This is a genomic window from Pelorhabdus rhamnosifermentans (genome assembly GCF_018835585.1).
Lineage (GTDB): Bacteria > Bacillota > Negativicutes > UMGS1260 > UMGS1260 > Pelorhabdus > Pelorhabdus rhamnosifermentans.
On record NZ_JAHGVE010000002.1, the window covers coordinates 1 to 18,484 of the forward strand.

The window sequence follows — 18,484 nt, forward strand, 5'->3', positions numbered from 1 at the left end:
CGAATACCGTGATGGCACCATCATTGATGTTATTCGTAAGCCCCTGTAAAAAAAGGAGGAAAAAACATGTCGAATCAGCCCATTAAAATTACCGAGACCGTTCTGCGTGACGGTCATCAGTCGCTGCTTGCGACAAGAATGCGCATTAGTCAGATGATTCCCATGCTAGAGCAGTTAGATGCCGTCGGCTATCACTCCATAGAAGCCTGGGGAGGTGCAACTTTTGACAGTTGCCTGCGTTTTCTTGATGAAGATCCCTGGGAAAGATTGCGTACACTCAAAAGCTATTTAAAAAAGACGCCCATTCAAATGCTGCTCAGAGGCCAGAATGTTTTGGGCTACAGCCATTATGCCGATGACTTTGTCAAAGAATTCGTCCACCGTTCCGTAGATAACGGAGTAGGAATCATTCGGATATTTGACGCCTTGAATGATGTGGCCAACATGGAAGTGGCCATGAAAGCCGCCAAACAAGCAGGAGCCCATGTACAAGGCACCATTGTGTACACAATCAGTCCGTATCATAGTCGCGAAACCTTTGTCAAAACAGCCAAAGAACTCGTAGAACTTGGTGCAGACTCCATCTGCATCAAAGACATGGCAGGCCTTCTTGTACCTTACGAAGCAAGTGAACTCGTGAAAATCATGAAAGAACAGATATCCGTGCCGCTAGCTATTCATACCCATTATACAAGTGGTATGGCATCCATGATGTATTTAAAAGCAATAGAGGCAGGCGTAGATATTATTGATTGCGCGTTATCGCCTTTCTCCATGGCTTCCTCTCAGCCTGCAACAGAGGCGATGATTGCCGCCATGGAAGGCCAGGCAAGAGAATGCAAAATCAAGAAAGAGCAGCTTTATCCGATAGCTGATTATTTCAGGCAAGTCAAAAAGGATATTATGGAAGAATTCCATTTGAATCCCAATATCGACATAGATACGAAAGTGCTGTCCTTCCAGATTCCAGGCGGAATGTTGTCGAACCTGATGAATCAGATGAAAGAACAGGGAATGGCCGATAAATTCCCAGAACTGATAAAAGAAATGCCAAAAGTACGTGCTGAGCTGGGTTATCCGCCGCTCGTGACACCGACGAGCCAGATAGTGGGTTCCATGGCTGCGTTTAATGTACTTTTAGGCCGCTATAAGATGGTTCCGAAAGAGGTACGGGACTTGGCCCGAGGAAAATACGGACGGACCCCGGCGCCGGTTGATCCGGAGCTACTGTCAGTGTTAACAGGGGGAGAACCCTTGATTGACCATCGTCCGGCCGATGATATCGCACCGCAGCTGGAAAACTTCCGGAGGGAACTGGCTGAAAAGGGCTATCAGAATGCACCGATGGAAGATGTTTTGTCTTATGGACTGTTTCCTGAAGTGGCGCTAAAATATTTTGAGGCCAAAGGTTTGCTCTAAAAAGTAATTGAATTGGGCTAGGCATTTGAACTCTAGAAATCTTACAATAATTTTTTGTGGACATAGTTATTCAAAGGGCTGTACTTTTTCTGAGCGTTGTCTAAGAGACTTTGCACTTATAGAAAATACAGCCTTTTTTTATCTTATTTATTGTTTAATGGATACTAATAATATGGGAAAGAGAAAATTAGAATGTACTAAAGAATCATGGGTGTCAATTTACATGAAAATGTTCTTAATTATAGATTCTTGTGAAAATATTATGAAAGTTGGGTTGCGTTTATGAAGATTACTAGCGTTCGTACTCGGTTGCTGGTTTTGTTGCTACCTTTTTTCATACTGTTTTTTGCCATATTGTCAGGTGTCAGTTATTATTTTTCCACAGCAGCACTAACTAAAAATGTTAATAAAGCAGCTATAGCCATCAATTCGGATTACTCTCATCAAATTCGTGGAATTATTAATGAACGGGTTATCGAACTTGAAGCTTTGGCTAACAATGGGATTATTCGCAGTAATTCAGATGTTCCGCAAATTGTTAAGCTGTTAGCTGAAACTCATAAACAGACAGGTGCTTTTGACAATATAAACTGCTTAAAGCCCAGCGGGACAGGTGTACGGTTTGACGGTTCTACCACTAATGTTTCAGATCGTGAATATGTAAAAGAAGTGGTCAGTACCAAAAAGATATACATATCTAATCCTGGGCTGACAAGGGGTACTAACAAGCTGGGGATTATTATTGCTGTGCCTGTATTGGACAATGGCCAACTGACGGGTATTATTACTGGGAATGTTTCTTTAGACCGTGTAACCAGCTTGATTAATGATAGTAAGTTTATGGAAAGTGGTTTTGCCTCTATAATTCATAATTCCGGTATCGTGTTGGCTAATCCTAAACAGCCAGAATTAAACGGCAAGCTGAATATTTCGCAAAAGAAAATTGATGCTGAATTAAACACAAAACTTACTGAGGTCGATGAGAATTTTAGCAAGCTGTTTGAACAAGCTAAGGGTGGGAAACAAGTTATTGGGCAATATAAAAATTTTGATGGTGTAAAACATGTTGGCGTTTTGGCCCCAATTGAGTTGCCGGGCGGTCAGCAATGGATTGCCGTGGTTTCAGCTCCGGAAACTGAAGTAACTGCCGAAACAGGCAAGTTGGCCAAGACGATGATCATTATATCCTTACTGTTTATTATTATTGCCGTAGTATTTATTGCATATATTAGTAAAAGTTTTGCCAAACCAATACAGCTTATTCGCGATGAATGTATACTGCTGGCTAATGGTGATTTGCGCGACCAAGCGGCAGAGATACATTCTGACGATGAAATAGGCCAGCTTGCTAAAGGGTTTTGTGATATGAGAGTAAACTTGCGGAATTTGGTCCGGCAAGTACAAGCTCAGTCCGAAAATGTTAGTGCTTCAAGTGAGGAATTGACTGCAGGTGCCCAGCAGTCGGCTGAAGCTTCTAGCCAGGTAGCGTGTTCTATTACACAAATTGCAAATGGTACAGCAGCTACTGCAAGTTCAGCAGCTAAAATTGCAGTGATTGCTGAACGAATGTCAGATAGTACCGAACAGGTGTCGTTTGCCGCTCATCAAGTATCTGAGATTGCCCAAAGTGCCTCGCGACAGGCGGAAGAAGGCCGTAAATCCGTAGAACATGCAGTTGCGCAAATGCAGCAAATTGGTCAAGGTTCGCAGGCGGTGGAAACTGCCATTAATGACTTGGCAAAAGGTTCGCAGGAAATTACTGAAATTGTAAATCTTATTTAGCAAATTGCCGGACAGACCAATCTCTTGGCACTTAATGCGGCAATTGAAGCAGCTCGTGCCGGGGAACACGGCCGTGGTTTTGCCGTAGTAGCGGAAGAAGTAAGAAAATTGGCGGAACAGTCTAATCAAGCGACGCAACAAATTGGGACACTGATTCAAAGAAATCAATTCAATATGGATCACGCGATTGCAGCTACTCAGGATGGTGCCGAAGGTGTTATAACGGGTATTACTGTAGTTAATTCCACAGGTGAAACTTTCAGGAAGATTGTCAACTCTATTGTGCAGCTGTCCCAACAAATTAACGATATTTCCAGTTCTATAAATCAAATGGTTGAAAATAGCAACGTGCTTGTAACATCTATGAAGGAGGTAGAAAAAATCAGCAAAGAAAATGCAGGTGAAACCGAAACTGTTTCAGCTGCTACTCAGGAACAATCAGCATCTATGGAAGAAATTGCTTCTGCAAGCCAAACTTTGGCCAATATGGCTGTGGAATTAAAAGCATCTGTTGAAAAATTTATGGTTTAACCTTAAAATAATTATTTGAGGAGTTCTCCAACATTTGAATGCTGTTGTAATTGATTATAAATTGCGTTAGCCTGACGAGTTGCTCGTCGGGCTTTTGTAATATAAGGAATCTTTGCTATGAATAAAACAAGGCCACCTGCGCTGCTGTAGGTGGTCTTGTTTTATTTTGGTAAACATAAAAGCCAGCAAAAGTATATCAATTTATACGATAAAATGATATACTTTTGCTGACTGATTAGTCACTAGAGGGGATGAGTTACGGTGATATTAAAAAACAAGAAAAGCCTGTCGCTTGTACTCGCCATAGTACTTTTGTTGACAGGGATTATTAGCTATCGAGTTTATGCTAATATAGCAGGGAATAAAAGCCGTGGTGCGGCTCAAGTGAAAAGTGTGGCAGTAGAGGTTTCGAACGTAAGTCGCCATGATATTGCACCACAGATGGAGTTCTCCGCAAGTCTGGAACCCGCTTGGACAGCTGATGTATCAGCTAAGGTGGACGGGCGTATCAATGACCTTCCGGTAAATGAAGGAGATATTGTTAAAGCAGGTAGTGTGCTTGCTTCACTTGATACAAGTGAACTCAATGCTCAGGTCATTCAAGCGCAGGGTAATTTGGTTGCGGCGGAATCATCTTTAGAACAGGCTGATTCCGATTATCAGCGTTATGGCACACTTGCGGCCGCAGGAGCTGTTTCGGCTCAAATGATGGATAGTGCTCGTACGAAGCGCTCACTGGCTCAAGGCCAAGTGCAGGCGGCGCAGGGAGCACTCAATCTTGTTCAAGAAAAACTTAATGCAGGCGCCGTTGTGGCTCCACGCGATGGTGTGATAACGAAACGCTATGTGCAGGCTGGTACTTATACCCACGCCGGTTCAGCCATTGTAACGCTATCTGATGTATCCAGTTTGTTGGCTAAGGCAACAGTTGGCGAAGCTCAGGTATCAAGTTTGTCAGTGGGAGCGCCGGTTAAAGTAAAAGTCGATGCGCTAAATGGTCAGCTATTTGATGGTACTGTAAGTCGGATTTCACCTGCGGCTGCTCTGCCATCGAGAACATTTACTGCTGAAGTCACGATACCAAATACGAATGGTGTACTCAAATCCGGTATGTTTGCGAAGGTGGAAATCCCGACTCAAATTCATCAAGCGGCACTAGCTATTCCGGCAAGTGCACTTGTTATGCGTGACGACCAAAAAACGGTATTTGTTGTTGGTTCAGATAACAAAGTGCAGCAAAAGGTTCTTACGTTGGGCTATGTTGGCAATGGATGGGCTGAAGTTCTTGATGGACTCACAGAAGACGATACAATTGTAGTAGCCGGACAGAATAAAATCAAGGATGGAGTAGTGGTCGAGCCGACTAAGGATGGTGCTAATTAATGGGAGCTATTGCTACGTTTATTAAGCGTCCGATTTTTACGGTTATGCTTGTGCTGCTGCTAGTCGTTTTTGGTTTGCAGTCCTACCCATCTTTGGGGATCGACTTAAATCCGGATGTCGACTTTCCACTTGTTAGCGTCAATGTCACATACACGGGTACTTCACCGGAAGAAATGGAAAGTTTGGTTACTAAGCCCATTGAAGATGCCGTAAGTTCAGTTTCAGGTATCAAAAATTTATCTTCAGTGACTCGAGAAGGCGTATCTCAGACAACGATTGAGTTTGTTTTTGGTACAGATGCCAAACTGGCTGCCAATGAAGTGCGTGAAAAAGTAGCTGCCGTACGCAAACGTTTGCCTGATGGCATTGATGAACCTGTTGTACAGCGCTTTGATGCTAACGCGGCACCGATTATCTATTTCAGTTTATCTTCGGATACTCGCAGTCCAGGCGAAATTCGAAAATTAGCCACGGACGTAGTGCAAGACGCGTTACAGCGTCTGGATGGAGTTGGCGCTGTTTCTGTTTCCGGCGCTTCTGACCGGGAAATTCAAGTACAGATAGATAGTAAGCGCCTTGCAGCGGATAAGTTGTCAATGGCTCAAATATTAGATGCCATTAACAGTCAGAATTTGAATTCTCCTGGTGGACATGTTACTGATCAAGGTATGGATCTTACTGTTCGTACCATTGGAAAATACAAGAGTATAAATGATATTAAAAATGTTATTGTTGCTAATGTAGATGGTCATTTAGTTAAATTGGGTGATGTGGCTAATGTACAGGATACTTGGGCGGAGCAAACGGTTATTGCTCGGACTAACGGTGCTCCGAGTGTGATGCTTTCCGTACAGAAGCAATCTGGCACAAATACCGTGGATGTAGCTGACCGGGTTAAGAAGGCCGTGGAAGATATTAAACCCTTATTGCCGCCTGATGTGAAATTGTCAACAACTCGTGACAGTTCCACTTATATTCGCAGCAGTGTGGATGACGTTATGACCTCGCTGATTTTCGGCGGGCTACTAGCGATCATCATTACCTTCCTATTTCTACAAAACACGCGCGCGACGATGATTGCTGCCATTGCCATTCCAACTTCCGTTATTTCTACTTTCTTTTTAATGAAAGTGATGCATTTTACGCTAAACAATATGTCGCTCATGGGTTTAAGTTTATCTGTGGGTATCCTAATCGATGATGCCATTGTTATCATCGAGAATATTTACCGGCATATACAACAGGGGAAATCAGCTATGGATGCCGCCCGGGATGGTACTTCTGAGATTGCTCTGGCGGTCATGGCTACAACCATGTCGCTCTTAGCGGTGTTTGTACCTGTTGGTAATATGGGTGAGATTATCGGCCAGTACTTTAAGCAATTAGGACTTACGGTGGCATTTGCTGTGGCTTTTTCACTGTTCGTGGCTTTTACCTTGACACCGACACTTTCCGCGTACTGGCTGAAGGTACAGGAAAATGAACCCAAACAGCTGAAAGGGATTCGTTTAGTGCTGCAAAAGGGGCTTGATAAATGGGAACAGGGATTTTTGAATATCCAAAAAAACTATATCTCATTATTAAGCTGGGCGTTAAGCCATCCGAAAAAAATGATTACCATGGCCGTTCTATCTTTAATGTTAAATGGCTTGCTGCTTCCTTTTATCGGTACTGAGTTTCAGCCGACATATGATTCTGGTGAATTCAACGTCGTGATGACGGCTCCATCGGGCACCTCACTTGAAAAAATGGATCAATTGGTCAAACCTATTGAACAGCAGGTCCTGGCGATCCCGGAACGGGACACTTCTTTTGTTAATATTGGCTCAGGTAGTCAGGCTAATAAGGCAACAATTGGTGTGAAACTGACAGATGTCAGCCAGCGTTCGCGTTCATTAAATCAGATAATGGATGCACTTCGTGCAAGTTTTCGTAATGTTGGTGGGCTGAAAATTACAGTACAGAGCAATCAAGGCGTTGGTAAAGGAGATTCTCGTCCAGTTCAGCTTGGACTTCGCGGTCCGGACCTTAATGTCTTGATAAAAACCGCTCAGGATATTGCGGAAAAAATAAAACAAATGCCTGGTACAGCGGATGTGGACATTTCTAGTGAGCAGGCTTCTCCGGAAGTCCAAGTTACGCTTGATTCGGCCCGAATGAGCGATGCTGGACTCGATGCAGCGACGGCTGCGTCAACAGTACAAATGGCTTTTCTTGGTGGTACAACACGCAATATGTACAATGTGGGTGATAACGACTATAATATTCGTTTGCAATTAGAAGCGCAGAGTCGGACAAGTGTCGACGATGTGGCTAACTTACTTGTCGCTACAAAAACGGGCACTTTTGTGCGTTTAGGCGATGTGGCTGAGGTCAAACTGTCATCAGGCCCGGCCGAGATCGACAGGGAAGGCCGCCAACGGGAAGTGATTGTATATTCTAATGCTGTCGGCGTTTCTTCCGGAGAGATTATCAGCAAGGTGCAAGCTTTGGTGGCAGGAATGAATTTACCAACCGGTTATTCTTACAAATTTGTAGGACAAGCCCAGACCATGCAAGATTCCTTTAAAGAAATTGGTTCTGCTTTGGTACTGGCCATTGTTCTGATCTATATGGTACTTGCGGCGGAATTTGAAAGCTTTGTTCATCCGCTTACAATTATGCTGTCATTGCCATTTGCGATTACTGGGGCCGTTATTGGCTTAATGGTTGCCGGTCAGACGTTAAATATTATGTCGCTGATTGGTGTTATCATGTTAATGGGGCTGGTAACTAAAAATGCCATCCTGCTTATTGATTACACCAACCAATTGCGGGCTAAAGGAATGACAGTGACTGAGGCTTTGCTTGAAGCTGGAAGTGTACGGCTTCGCCCGATACTCATGACGACAGCTGCCATGATTTTTGGTATGCTGCCTGTAGCTCTTGGGATTGGTTCTGGTGCCGAACTTAGGCAGTCTATGGGCGTTGTGCTTGTCGGCGGTCTGATTACTTCGACGCTTTTAACGCTCATGATTATTCCGATTGTCTATCTTTTTATTGATAAAGTATGTGTGAATTTCCAGAACCGGAAAAGTCATTAACTGTGTGTGAACACAATAGCCATGTTCTTAGCTATTTCCTTTGACAAAAGCTGTAGTTTAGGATGTTATCCTGGACTATGGCTTTTGTTTAGGTATAAAAATATATTTTTACTTTTATTTCCATGTGACTTAATTTTGAAGGAAATTTATTCGATAATATAATCGGGAGGTGAGAAAAATGAGTGGTTTAATGTCTGATTTGCTTATGGCAAATGCTTTTCACTCACAGGCACAAATGCTTCGAAATGTGCAAACAAATTTTCATAATTCGGAAGGTATCTTGAAAATAGAAATGCAATTAGACGCGGGACGGGGACAATCTATAGTAAAAAAACAAGAACAGTTAAAGGGCATGGGGAAGCAAGAAGGTGTAGCAAACCAATATTTGTCTGACACGACGAGTAAAGAGCAAAAAGAGCTTAGTAAGGCGTCGAAAGACAAGGATGATACGACAGTTAAGAAGGTTATTGTCAATTCTAAGGAGCTTACCGTTTTACAGCAACAGAAACAAACCGTTTCGTCGCAAATTGTCCAGCTTCAAACAGCTGATGCTACAGCAAACAGTCAGCAGATTCAGCAACTTCAACAACAGTTGCAAACAATTCAAGGTACCATTCAACAAGTACAGGCCAGTGCGTCTTCTGGGACTAGCAATAATCAAGATGTTGTGACTGCGTCAAGTGTTCCAGACGTGGGGCCGGCCTATACTTTAGAAGTTTCTCAACAGCCAACAGCTGAGGCGGGTACACCTGTAGCGTAGTAGCTTACTTCAGTTTCTTGGCTAACACAAAAGCCGTTATTATCCTAAACAGGAAATAACGGCTTTTGTGTGTTTTTTTTACAGAAAATGAACAAAAAGATATAGATTAAGAAATAGTCATTGACAAATTGTACAAATTGTATAATAATTAAAGTATACTAATAAATTGGACTAATGGATTAATCCAATTTATTAGTCTTTGGGAGTGGTGATATGATTGTTCAGCGTCTGGGTGTGCCTATTTATCTACAAGTAAAAAATTATATTTTGGACAAATTAAAATCGGGAGATTTCCGGCCTGGTGATAAGTTGCCTACGGAACGAGATTTTGCTAAAACACTGAATATTAGTCGTAACACAGTAAGCGCGGCTTACAAAGAACTTTTACTTGAAGGGGTTTTGGAGGCACGTCAGGGCCGCGGTACTTTTGTGAAAGAACAGACAGATGAGTATCTTGAAGAACAACTTCCAGGCAGTCGTTTGGAAAGAATGATTCGTGTCATGGATAACGCTTTGGAAAAAGCTGTAGAACTGGGGTTTACTGTAGATCAATTTGTTGCTATTGCCAATGTCAGGGCGCATGAAAAAGAGGCGGCTATTGGAACACTTCGTGTTGCTGTTGTAGATGCTACACAAGAATATCTCACACGCTTTCTTCAGCAGATTAGTCAAATCACAACCGCTGTGCTTGAAGGGGTACTTATTTCAGATTTGGCAGATGGTACAACGCGGCATGAACTGCTCGATTCTTGCGATTATGTTGTAACGACTGTGGCGCATCAAGCAGAAGTTCATCGGATCATGGGGACGACAGATAAGCTGATTACGCTTGCTGTGACCCCGAAATTTGAGGCGACATTGAAGTTGGCTCGTATCCCGGCTAAATCAAGTGTAGGTATTGTGGCTAACAGTTCGGGATTTGCGAAGTCTGTACAAGAACTGTTGCGTACCGTCACTATTGGCGGTATTGATGTTTCTGTGGCACTTAATTTTACCGATCAGGCGCTGAAAGAATTTTGCCCAAAACAAGATGTGCTGATTATTGCCGAAGAAGAACAAATGCGACTGGCTGCGTTTACTACTGCTGGACAGCAAATCATTCCGTTTTATTACGAAATTGATCAAGGTTCTTTACATCAGTTAAAGGCGCGCTTAGTAAGTCAACCAAGGTAATTCATTTATTTATATAATGACTAATTAAGAAAAAAGTGAGGTAGTAGTATGCAAAAGGAAAAAATCAAAGTTGTATTAGGCGTTATTGGCGCCGATTGCCATGCTGTTGGTAATAAGATTATTGATTATGCTTTGACTGAAGCGGGATATGAAGTAGTCAATCTTGGCGTACTTGTTAGCCAGGAGGAGTTTGTCAATGCAGCAATTGAAACAAATGCTCAAGCCATTTTAGTTGCTTCTCTGTATGGCCACGGCGAAATTGATTGTCGGGGACTTCGTGAACGTTGTGAAGAAAGTGGAATCGGGAATATTTTACTTTATGTTGGCGGCAATCTTGTTGTGGGGAAGACTGATTTTTCCGGTGTGGAGAAAAAGTTTTTGGCTATGGGATATAATCGAATTTATCAGCCGAGCACACTGCCTGAAGCCATTATTGCTGATTTGAAAACGGATTTTGCATAAAGGAGACGAGTAAGTTGAACGTGTTGCTCATCGATTTTGGCAGTACTTACACAAAAATTACAGCTGTTGATCTTGCGCGAGAAGCGGTTATTGGCACAGCCAAGGGTTTTACAACGGTGGAAACAGATATTACAGAAGGGTTACAACGCGCGCTTGATGATCTTTATACAAGGACGGGAAAACTGGAGTTCTCAAAAGTACTCGGTTGTTCAAGTGCGGCTGGCGGTCTCAAAATGGTTGCCATTGGCTTAGTTCCTGAGCTGACTGCTGAAGCGGCGAAACGGGCCGCACTGGGGGCCGGGGCAAAAGTATTAGGCGTTTTCTGTCATGAATTGAGCGATTATGAGCTAAGTGAAATTAATGCGTTGGAACCTGACATTATCTTGTTAGCGGGTGGTACAGATGGCGGTAATCGGCAGGTGATTCTCCGTAATGCTAGTATGTTGACGAAACTGCAGAAAAATGTACCTGTTGTTGTTGCTGGCAATAAATCAGTGGCACCGGAAGTCGTCCAACTTTTAAAGCAAACTTTATCTGATATTGTTCACACGGAAAATGTGATGCCGAAGCTAGATAAGTTGAATATCGATCCGGCTCGCCAGGTCATCCGACGGATCTTTTTTGATCGGATCGTCAAGGCCAAAGGACTGGATAAAGCCAATCGGATGGTGAATAAACTTGTTATGCCGACTCCGGCTGCCGTACTAAAGGCAGCGGAAATTTTAGGGATGGGTACAGAAAATGAACCCGGTTTGGGCGATATCATGGTTCTCGATATCGGCGGGGCTACAACAGATGTCTATTCTATCGCTAAAGGTGAGCCTACAAAAAGTACAGTACAGCTTAAAGGGTTGGAAGAACCCTTTGCCAAACGTACAGTAGAAGGCGATCTTGGTATGCGTTACAGTGCTACGGCTTTGTTAAAAGCGGCTGGGGCCAAGAAAATAGCTGGTTATGCAGGGCAGTCAGAAGAGGACATTATCCGTTATGTAGAAAAAATTGATAGCGATAAGGATTATTTACCGCAAACAGTTCAGGAGCAACAAATTGAAACAGCCATGGGAAAAGCTTGTACAGCTTTGGCTGCTGGCAGACATGTGGGGCAAATCGAAACGTTTTACTCACCTTGTGGATCGGCTTATGTACAGACTGGCAAGGATTTAATGAATGTCACTACTGTAATTGGCACAGGCGGCGTTATTGTCAATCATACTCAGCCGGAACAAGTAATGGAAGGTATTTTATTTGACAAAAAGGCACCTTATATCTTAAAGCCGCAAGCTCCTGATTACTATGTAGATGGCCAATACATTTTGTCGGCCATGGGGCTGCTTGCTGAAGAATATCCCGATATGGCTGTTCGCATGATGAAAAAATATCTGACTAAAACACTTGGAGGGAAGCATAGTGGAATTAAAAAATAAAAAGTGGTCGCGTGATGAATTCTTTACCATGCGTGAGGAAGTTCTGAAGCAATGGGTTACAGGGAGTGAAGTGGATTTTGAAGAGGCTGTCAAATATCATCACGCTATTCCTATAAAACGTCAATTTGCAAAGCAAATGGTCAAAGCTAAAAAGAATGGGGTCACTCTGACCCAACCACGGGCTGGTGTTGCTTTGCTTGATGAACATATTCAACTGCTCAATTTCCTGAAAGATGAAGGTCTGGCAGATTTACTTCCTACGACAATTGACAGTTATACGCGTCAAAATCAATATAAGGAAGCCCAAAATGGTATTGAGGAAAGTAAGCGGGCAGGACGTTCCCTGTTGAATGGATTTCCTGCTGTCAACCATGGCGTTGTAGGGGTACGCAAACTTGTGGAAAGTGTGGATGCACCTCTTCAAGTACGTCATGGTACGCCTGATGCCAGACTACTTACTGAAATTTGTCTGGCTGGTGGATTTACGTCCTATGAAGGCGGCGGAATTTCTTATAATATTCCTTATGCTAAAAGTGTATCTTTAGAGCAGACCATTTTGGATTGGCAGTATGCCGACCGTCTTGTTGGACTGTATGCGGAACAAGGCGTTGAAATTAATCGTGAGCCTTTTGGACCGCTAACAGGAACACTTGTTCCGCCAAGTGTCTCCCATGCTGTTGCCATTATTGAAGGCATACTAGCTGCTGAACAAGGCGTTAAGAACTTGACACTGGGTTATGGACAATGCGGGAATTTGATCCAGGACGTTGCTGCAATTAAAGCTTTGGAACAGCTTGCTGACGAATATTTCAATAAACATGGTTATAATGATTGTGTTTTAACGACTGTCTTTCATCAATGGATGGGCGGATTCCCACAAGATGAAGCCAAAGCCTTTGGCGTTATTTCCTGGGGTGCTGCTGCTGCTGTACTTTCTGGGGCGACGAAAGTTATTGTCAAGACGCCGCATGAAGCACTGGGTATTCCGACGAAGGAAGCCAATGCCCAAGGACTGAGAACAACAAAACAGGTTGTGAATATGCTGCGTGATCAAGTATTTCCGATTACAGCAGAAGTTGCTGCTGAAATTGATATTATCAAGGCTGAAACACGTTGTATTTTAGACAAGGTATTTGAATTAGGTCAGGGTGATTATGCGATTGGTGCTGTTCGTGCTTTTGCAGCAGGCGTGATTGATGTACCTTTTGCTCCTAGCAGGTATAATCTTAACAAAATTTTGCCTGCGCGAGATAACAAAGGAGCCGTGCGACTATTCGATGTGGGAAATCTCCCCTTTACGCCTGAATTAATTGCTTTCCATCGCGACAAAATGGAGGAACGCGGTAAGTTCGAAGATCGTACACCGAGCTTCCAAATGGTTATTGATGATATTTACGCGATTTCCAGTGGCCGCCTTGTTGGTAGACCACGCTGATTATAATTTACGTGAATGAGAAATAGGACGATAGTGGGTGAGTTTCCTGCGATGATAAGCAGGAAACATCCCTTGAAATTAAGGAGATGTAACAGATGAAAATTATCGATGTTGTTTGTTCAAAAAGTTTAACAGGTTTTTATTTTGATGATCAGCGTGCAATTAAAAATAATGCCGGTCATGATGGATTCACTTATGTTGGCGATCCCATTACACCAGGATTTAAAGCTATTCGTCAGGCTGGCGAAGCGGTGTCTGTGACGATTTTGCTTGAAGATGGTCAAATTGCCTATGGCGATTGTGCTGCTGTGCAGTATAGCGGTGCAGGCGGGCGTGATGCAGTATTTTTAGCGGATGATTTTATTCCCGTTATTGAGCAGCAAATGAAGCCGCTTCTTGTTGGCCGTGAACTGAATTCATTTAAAGAACTTGCCGAAGAAATGGATCATTTAGTTGACAAAAATACAGGAAAACGTATTCATACGGCGCTGCGCTATGGTATTACGCAGGCTCTACTTGATGCTGTTGCCAAAGCCAAACATCAAATGATGTGTGAAGTGATTGCTCATGAATACGGCACGAATGTGAGCGATAAGGAAATTCCGATTTTTACTCAGTCTGGTGATGACCGCTATGATAACGCCGATAAAATGATTATTAAGCAGGCTCAGGTTTTGCCTCATGCTTTAATTAATAATGTAAAAGCAAAATTGGGCGAACATGGTGAATTATTGCTAGAATATGTAACATGGCTGAAAAATCGTGTATTGAAATTGCGTACAAGTGAAAACTATCAACCTGTTCTCCATATTGATGTTTATGGTACCATTGGTTTGGCCTTTAAAGGAAATATTGACCGGATGGTAGAATATTTCAAAAAGTTAGAACAAGCCGCAGCTCCTCTTAAGCTTCGTATTGAAGGACCGATGGATGTAGAAGAAAGAGAAGCGCAAATGAAGGCCCTTACGGAACTTACTGCCAAACTTCATGAACAAAAAATACAGGTTGAAGTTGTTGCTGATGAATGGTGCAACACGTATGATGACATTAAAGATTTTGCTGATAGAAAAGCAGGGGATATGCTGCAAATTAAGACGCCTGATCTTGGCGGTATTAATAATATTATTGAAGCAGTTCTTTATTGCAAGAAAAAAGGTGTGGGAGCTTATCAAGGCGGTACTTGTAATGAAACAGATCGTAGTGCTCAAGTCTGCGTCCATGTCGCAATGGCGACACAGCCCACGCAGATGTTAGCCAAACCGGGCATGGGTGTTGATGAAGGGTTGATGATTGTTTATAATGAAATGCAACGGATTTTGGCTGTGCGTAAAGCTCGCCAAAAGTAAAATCAGGAGGGAATATCCATGAGAAGTTTGATGCTTGGCGACCATTTAATGTATGCCAGTTATTTTGCACCACGCGGCCGTAATCGGCTGTTTGCCCTAGGACAACAGCTGAGTGAAAGATATCTTTCGCCGACAGACGGCTTGATTGGTATCATTGGTGGGCCAGGTGCTGGAAAATCATCCCTTGTGAAGGGGATGTTTCCCGGGCTAGAACTGACAAATGATGATGACGGTGTGAATATTCGGCCGTTACCATTATTAAAAAATATTGATAAGGGATTTTTCAATAGTCATACCTATCATGTCGATATTCGCTTTGAAATGGCATTTACCCAGCTTCATGTATTAGCTGAAGCAGTTTCAAGGGCTTTGGAACATGACAAACGGGTTATTGTTGAACATTTTGATTTGCTTTATCCAGCGTTGAAAACGAATGCAGATGTGCTGTTTGGTGTGGGCGGCGAGGTTATTGCCGTCCGCCCGACTGTTTTTGGTCCTTTTCCTCAAGAATTGCTTGATGTTGTTACTTATACCCTACGGTATCGGAAGATGGCTCACACAGCAGAGGATTTAACAGCCCTCGTTTTGCAACAGGAATATAATACAATTTTAGATTTTAGTCACCGCGATGTGCATCATGGTTTTGTTCTTGATTATCCATTAGATATTGATGCTGATTTGAAACTTGTCGAAAAAAGAGTTCAGCAGATGATTGATGATGGAGTAAAAGTTTGTTACAAAGATGAGGGACATATTAAAATTGGATCCACTGTATGGGCCTGCTCAGGGCCGCGTACACATGTGAAAAACAGCGACGAAATTGAAAATTTCCGTTTAGTTGATCATCTTACTTATGATCCCAAGACAAAAAGTTTTTTAATTATCGGCTTAGTTGGGCCGCAAGACACGGATCTTGATGGCTTTGCAGCCTTAAATTATTCTGTTCGATCTTAAGTTTCGTATATTTTAAGCGAGGTGAAGGAAGATGAGCAATCTTCAAATTGCCCAAGCAGGAACATTAGAATCCAATGATATTCAAATTACTTTATCGCCAGCACCTGCGGGCTCTGGAATTGAGATAGAACTGACAAGTAGTGTGCTTGTTCAATATGGTGAGCAAATTCGCGCGACCATCCATCAAACGATTTTGCAGCACAAAGTAACAGATATAGTAGTAAAAGCGCATGATCGCGGTGCTCTTGACTGTACAGTTCGTGCCAGAACTCTAGCTGCTCTGGGGCGTGCCGGAGTATGTTTGCAGGAGGCGGGAATATGATTGTTTTACGCAGAAGTTTGCTGTTTTTACCAGGCAATAATCCGGGCATGTTACAAAACGGCGGTGTCTTTGGCGCCGATGGTGTTATCCTTGATTTAGAAGATGCCGTTGCACCGACTCAAAAAGATGCAGCGCGTCTACTTGTCACACAAGCACTTCAAACAGTGGATTATGAAAACGTAGAAAAGATTGTTCGCGTCAATCCTTTGGATACGTTTGGTACCGTAGATATTCCGGTTATTGTAGCCTGTCAGCCTGATGCACTTTTGATTCCAAAGGTGGAAAGCGCGGATGATGTGCTAGCTGTTGTAAAACTCATTGAAAAGTCAGAAAAGATACCAGACAGTGTAAAAATCATTGCTCTCTTGGAAACACCGAAAGGCATAGCAGAGGCTTATTCCATAGCTAAGGCGCATCCAAGGTTGGTGGCACTTGCCTTAGGTGCTGAAGATTATACAGCCGGACTGGGATCGAAGCGGACAAAAGAAGGCGGAGAAATCTATTCCGCTCGTATGCAAGTGATTAATTCGGCAGCGGCAGCAGGCATTCAATCTATTGATACACCTTTTACGGATGCCAATGATCCAGTAGGCCTCATGGCGGATACGGAACTTGCCAAAAGTCTGGGATTCAAGGGTAAATTGAGTATCAATCCCCGCCAAATTGATGTGATTCATTCGGTCTTTAATCCGACGGCAACGGATATTGAGTGGGCTACAAGAGTAGTGGCTGCCATTGAAAAGGCGAAAGCCGAAGGTTCTGGTGTGGTTTCCATGAACGGAAAGATGATTGATGCACCGATCGTTAGTCGGGCAGAAACGATTTTGTTACTAGCAGAGCGACTGGGACTTGTTAGGAGGGAAGTACGGTGAGAAATAGTATTGGCAGAGAAGTTCCGGAAAGTGCCCGAGGTTATGGCAAGATTGACTCCTTCAAAGGTGCCTTTGCTACTCCTCCTGATATGAAGCGTTATGCGCCAAAGGTAAAAACGATTTTGCCTTCCGACAATAAATTGTTTGATTGTTTAGAAGCCGTATTTAAAGCTATTCCTGTTACAGATGGCATGACACTCGGCTTTCATCATCATTTGCGCAATGGCGATGGTGTTGTGAATCAAGTGCTTGCTGTTGCTGCTAAACTTGGATTGAAAAATTTAACAGTGGCTTTAAGCTCTGTTTTTCCTGTGCATGAACCGTTGATTGATTATGTGAAACAAGGTGTTGTGAGTCATTTAGATACGAATTATCTGTCTGGCCCTGTAGCACGTGCCGTTTCAGAAGGTTTATTTCCCAATCCTGTTGTTATGCGTACTCATGGCGGGCGGGCACGGGCCATTGAGTGTGGGCAGCTGCATATTGATGTAGCTTTTGTCGCTGCCCCGGCAGCCGATGAATATGGCAATGTCAATGGTGTTTGCGGTCCGGCTGCTTGCGGTTCACTAGGCTATGCTATGCCTGACGGCGAATATGCCGATATCGTAGTGGCTGTTACGGATCATTTAGAACCCTATCCCTTGTCACCTGTGTCCATTTCTCAAACCCGTGTTGATTATGTCGTGAAGATAGAAAGTATTGGTGATCCCAAAGGCATTGTCTCAGGTACAACGAAAGTGACAAAGGACCCTGTAGCACTTAAAATTGCTGAATCAGCAGCCAAGGTTATTGAAGCGCTGGATTTTATTAAAGACGGTTTTTCTTTTCAGACGGGTGCGGGTGGCGCTTCTCTTGCTGCTGCAGCTTTTGTTAAGCAAATGATGGAAGATAAAGGTGTCAAAGGAAGCTTTGCATTAGGTGGCATTACGGGCTTTATGGTCAAGATGCTTGAAGAAGGCTTGTTCCAGAAAATTATTGACGTACAAGGATTTGATTTAGAAGCCGTTCACTCCATTGCAACGAATCCCAATCACCTCGAAATCAGCGCAGGCGGTTATGCCAGTTCTTTTAACAAAGGCTGTGCTGTCAATAAATTGGATGTTGTTATTCTAGGTGCTACGGAAATTGATACAGATTTCAATGTGAATGTTGTCACAGGATCAGATGGAGTAATTATGGGCGGATCAGGCGGGCATAGTGACGCCGCTGCCGGAGCAAAGGTTACAATTATTGTGGCTAATCTTGTACGCGGACGTCTGCCCATTATTGTGGACAAGGTTCTAACAGTCACGACGCCTGGTGAAACGATTGATGTTTTAGTGACAGAACGGGGCCTGGCCGTTAATCCATGTCGTTCGGATTTAAAAGAAATTTTAGTTGCCAAGGGTTTGCCTGTGAAGGAGATTGGAGAACTAAAAGCCAAAGCCGAACAAATCGCAGGCATACCGAAGAAAATCACAACAAATGACAAAATTGTGGCTCTTGTTGAATATCGTGATGGTACGATTATCGATGTCGTCCGTAAAGTTGAGGGGTAA

The 18,484-nt window shown here is 43.2% G+C and carries 15 protein-coding genes; all 15 read left to right on the forward strand.

The features are described 5' to 3' along the window. Positions 1-66: 66 nt before the first annotated feature. The 15 genes from Ga0466249_RS03230 to citF all read left to right on the forward strand — a co-directional run bounded on the left by Ga0466249_RS03230 (position 67) and on the right by citF (position 18,484). Positions 67-1,419: a pyruvate carboxylase subunit B gene (locus Ga0466249_RS03230; RefSeq protein ID WP_215828014.1), complete on the forward strand. Its 1,353-nt coding sequence runs from the start codon at positions 67-69 to the stop codon at positions 1,417-1,419. A 282-nt stretch (positions 1,420-1,701) separates the two neighbouring features. Further along, complete coding sequence (locus Ga0466249_RS03235; protein WP_246588412.1) at positions 1,702-3,201, forward strand: methyl-accepting chemotaxis protein; 1,500 nt, start codon at positions 1,702-1,704, stop codon at positions 3,199-3,201. A 3-nt stretch (positions 3,202-3,204) separates the two neighbouring features. Then, on the forward strand, positions 3,205-3,732 hold the full coding sequence (locus Ga0466249_RS26460) for a methyl-accepting chemotaxis protein (protein ID WP_312889710.1): 528 nt from the start codon (positions 3,205-3,207) through the stop codon (positions 3,730-3,732). Positions 3,733-3,993: 261 nt separating this feature from the next. Continuing rightward, positions 3,994-5,115 carry an efflux RND transporter periplasmic adaptor subunit gene (locus Ga0466249_RS03240; RefSeq protein ID WP_312889699.1) on the forward strand — a complete coding sequence of 374 codons (1,122 nt, stop codon included), beginning with the start codon at positions 3,994-3,996 and terminating at the stop codon, positions 5,113-5,115. Continuing rightward, positions 5,115-8,198 carry an efflux RND transporter permease subunit gene (locus Ga0466249_RS03245; RefSeq protein WP_215828015.1) on the forward strand — a complete coding sequence of 1,028 codons (3,084 nt, stop codon included), beginning with the start codon at positions 5,115-5,117 and terminating at the stop codon, positions 8,196-8,198. Before Ga0466249_RS03240 ends, Ga0466249_RS03245 begins: the two co-directional genes overlap by 1 nt. A gap of 178 nt (positions 8,199-8,376) precedes the next feature. Further along, positions 8,377-8,958: a hypothetical protein gene (locus Ga0466249_RS03250; RefSeq protein ID WP_215828016.1), complete on the forward strand. Its 582-nt coding sequence runs from the start codon at positions 8,377-8,379 to the stop codon at positions 8,956-8,958. Between the two features lie 213 nt (positions 8,959-9,171). Continuing rightward, positions 9,172-10,131 (forward strand): GntR family transcriptional regulator, encoded by a 960-nt coding sequence (locus tag Ga0466249_RS03255; protein ID WP_215828017.1) that lies wholly within the window; start codon positions 9,172-9,174, stop codon positions 10,129-10,131. Positions 10,132-10,179: 48 nt separating this feature from the next. Beyond that, entirely contained in the window at positions 10,180-10,593 is a 414-nt protein-coding gene (gene glmS, locus Ga0466249_RS03260) for a methylaspartate mutase subunit S (protein WP_215828018.1), read from the forward strand. A gap of 20 nt (positions 10,594-10,613) precedes the next feature. Next, the gene (glmL, locus tag Ga0466249_RS03265; protein WP_312889711.1) at positions 10,614-12,017 is read left to right on the forward strand and encodes a methylaspartate mutase accessory protein GlmL; all 1,404 of its coding nucleotides are present in this window, start codon (positions 10,614-10,616) and stop codon (positions 12,015-12,017) included. Further along, on the forward strand, positions 12,001-13,452 hold the full coding sequence (locus tag Ga0466249_RS03270; protein ID WP_215828020.1) for a methylaspartate mutase subunit E: 1,452 nt from the start codon (positions 12,001-12,003) through the stop codon (positions 13,450-13,452). The genes glmL and Ga0466249_RS03270 overlap by 17 nt, the downstream gene beginning before the upstream one ends. Before the next feature lie 95 nt (positions 13,453-13,547). Further along, positions 13,548-14,798, forward strand: coding sequence for a methylaspartate ammonia-lyase (locus tag Ga0466249_RS03275; protein ID WP_215828021.1), 1,251 nt, complete (start codon positions 13,548-13,550; stop codon positions 14,796-14,798). Between the two features lie 18 nt (positions 14,799-14,816). Next, on the forward strand, positions 14,817-15,752 hold the full coding sequence (locus Ga0466249_RS03280; RefSeq protein ID WP_246588416.1) for an alanine-tRNA synthetase second additional domain-containing protein: 936 nt from the start codon (positions 14,817-14,819) through the stop codon (positions 15,750-15,752). Between the two features lie 31 nt (positions 15,753-15,783). After that, complete coding sequence (gene citD, locus Ga0466249_RS03285) at positions 15,784-16,074, forward strand: citrate lyase acyl carrier protein (RefSeq protein ID WP_215828022.1); 291 nt, start codon at positions 15,784-15,786, stop codon at positions 16,072-16,074. Beyond that, complete coding sequence (locus Ga0466249_RS03290) at positions 16,071-16,946, forward strand: HpcH/HpaI aldolase/citrate lyase family protein (RefSeq protein ID WP_246588417.1); 876 nt, start codon at positions 16,071-16,073, stop codon at positions 16,944-16,946. The genes citD and Ga0466249_RS03290 overlap by 4 nt, the downstream gene beginning before the upstream one ends. Further along, the gene (gene citF / locus Ga0466249_RS03295) at positions 16,943-18,484 is read left to right on the forward strand and encodes a citrate lyase subunit alpha (protein WP_215828023.1); all 1,542 of its coding nucleotides are present in this window, start codon (positions 16,943-16,945) and stop codon (positions 18,482-18,484) included. Before Ga0466249_RS03290 ends, citF begins: the two co-directional genes overlap by 4 nt.

Coding starts and splice junctions, on each gene's coding strand:
- Ga0466249_RS03230 (WP_215828014.1), top strand. CDS start 67: ATGTCGAATCAGCCCATTAAAATTACCGAGACCGTTCTGCGTGACGGT.
- Ga0466249_RS03235 (WP_246588412.1), top strand. CDS start 1,702: ATGAAGATTACTAGCGTTCGTACTCGGTTGCTGGTTTTGTTGCTACCT.
- Ga0466249_RS03245 (WP_215828015.1), top strand. CDS start 5,115: ATGGGAGCTATTGCTACGTTTATTAAGCGTCCGATTTTTACGGTTATG.
- Ga0466249_RS03250 (WP_215828016.1), top strand. CDS start 8,377: ATGAGTGGTTTAATGTCTGATTTGCTTATGGCAAATGCTTTTCACTCA.
- Ga0466249_RS03255 (WP_215828017.1), top strand. CDS start 9,172: ATGATTGTTCAGCGTCTGGGTGTGCCTATTTATCTACAAGTAAAAAAT.
- glmS (WP_215828018.1), top strand. CDS start 10,180: ATGCAAAAGGAAAAAATCAAAGTTGTATTAGGCGTTATTGGCGCCGAT.
- Ga0466249_RS03275 (WP_215828021.1), top strand. CDS start 13,548: ATGAAAATTATCGATGTTGTTTGTTCAAAAAGTTTAACAGGTTTTTAT.
- Ga0466249_RS03280 (WP_246588416.1), top strand. CDS start 14,817: ATGAGAAGTTTGATGCTTGGCGACCATTTAATGTATGCCAGTTATTTT.
- citD (WP_215828022.1), top strand. CDS start 15,784: ATGAGCAATCTTCAAATTGCCCAAGCAGGAACATTAGAATCCAATGAT.
- Ga0466249_RS03290 (WP_246588417.1), top strand. CDS start 16,071: ATGATTGTTTTACGCAGAAGTTTGCTGTTTTTACCAGGCAATAATCCG.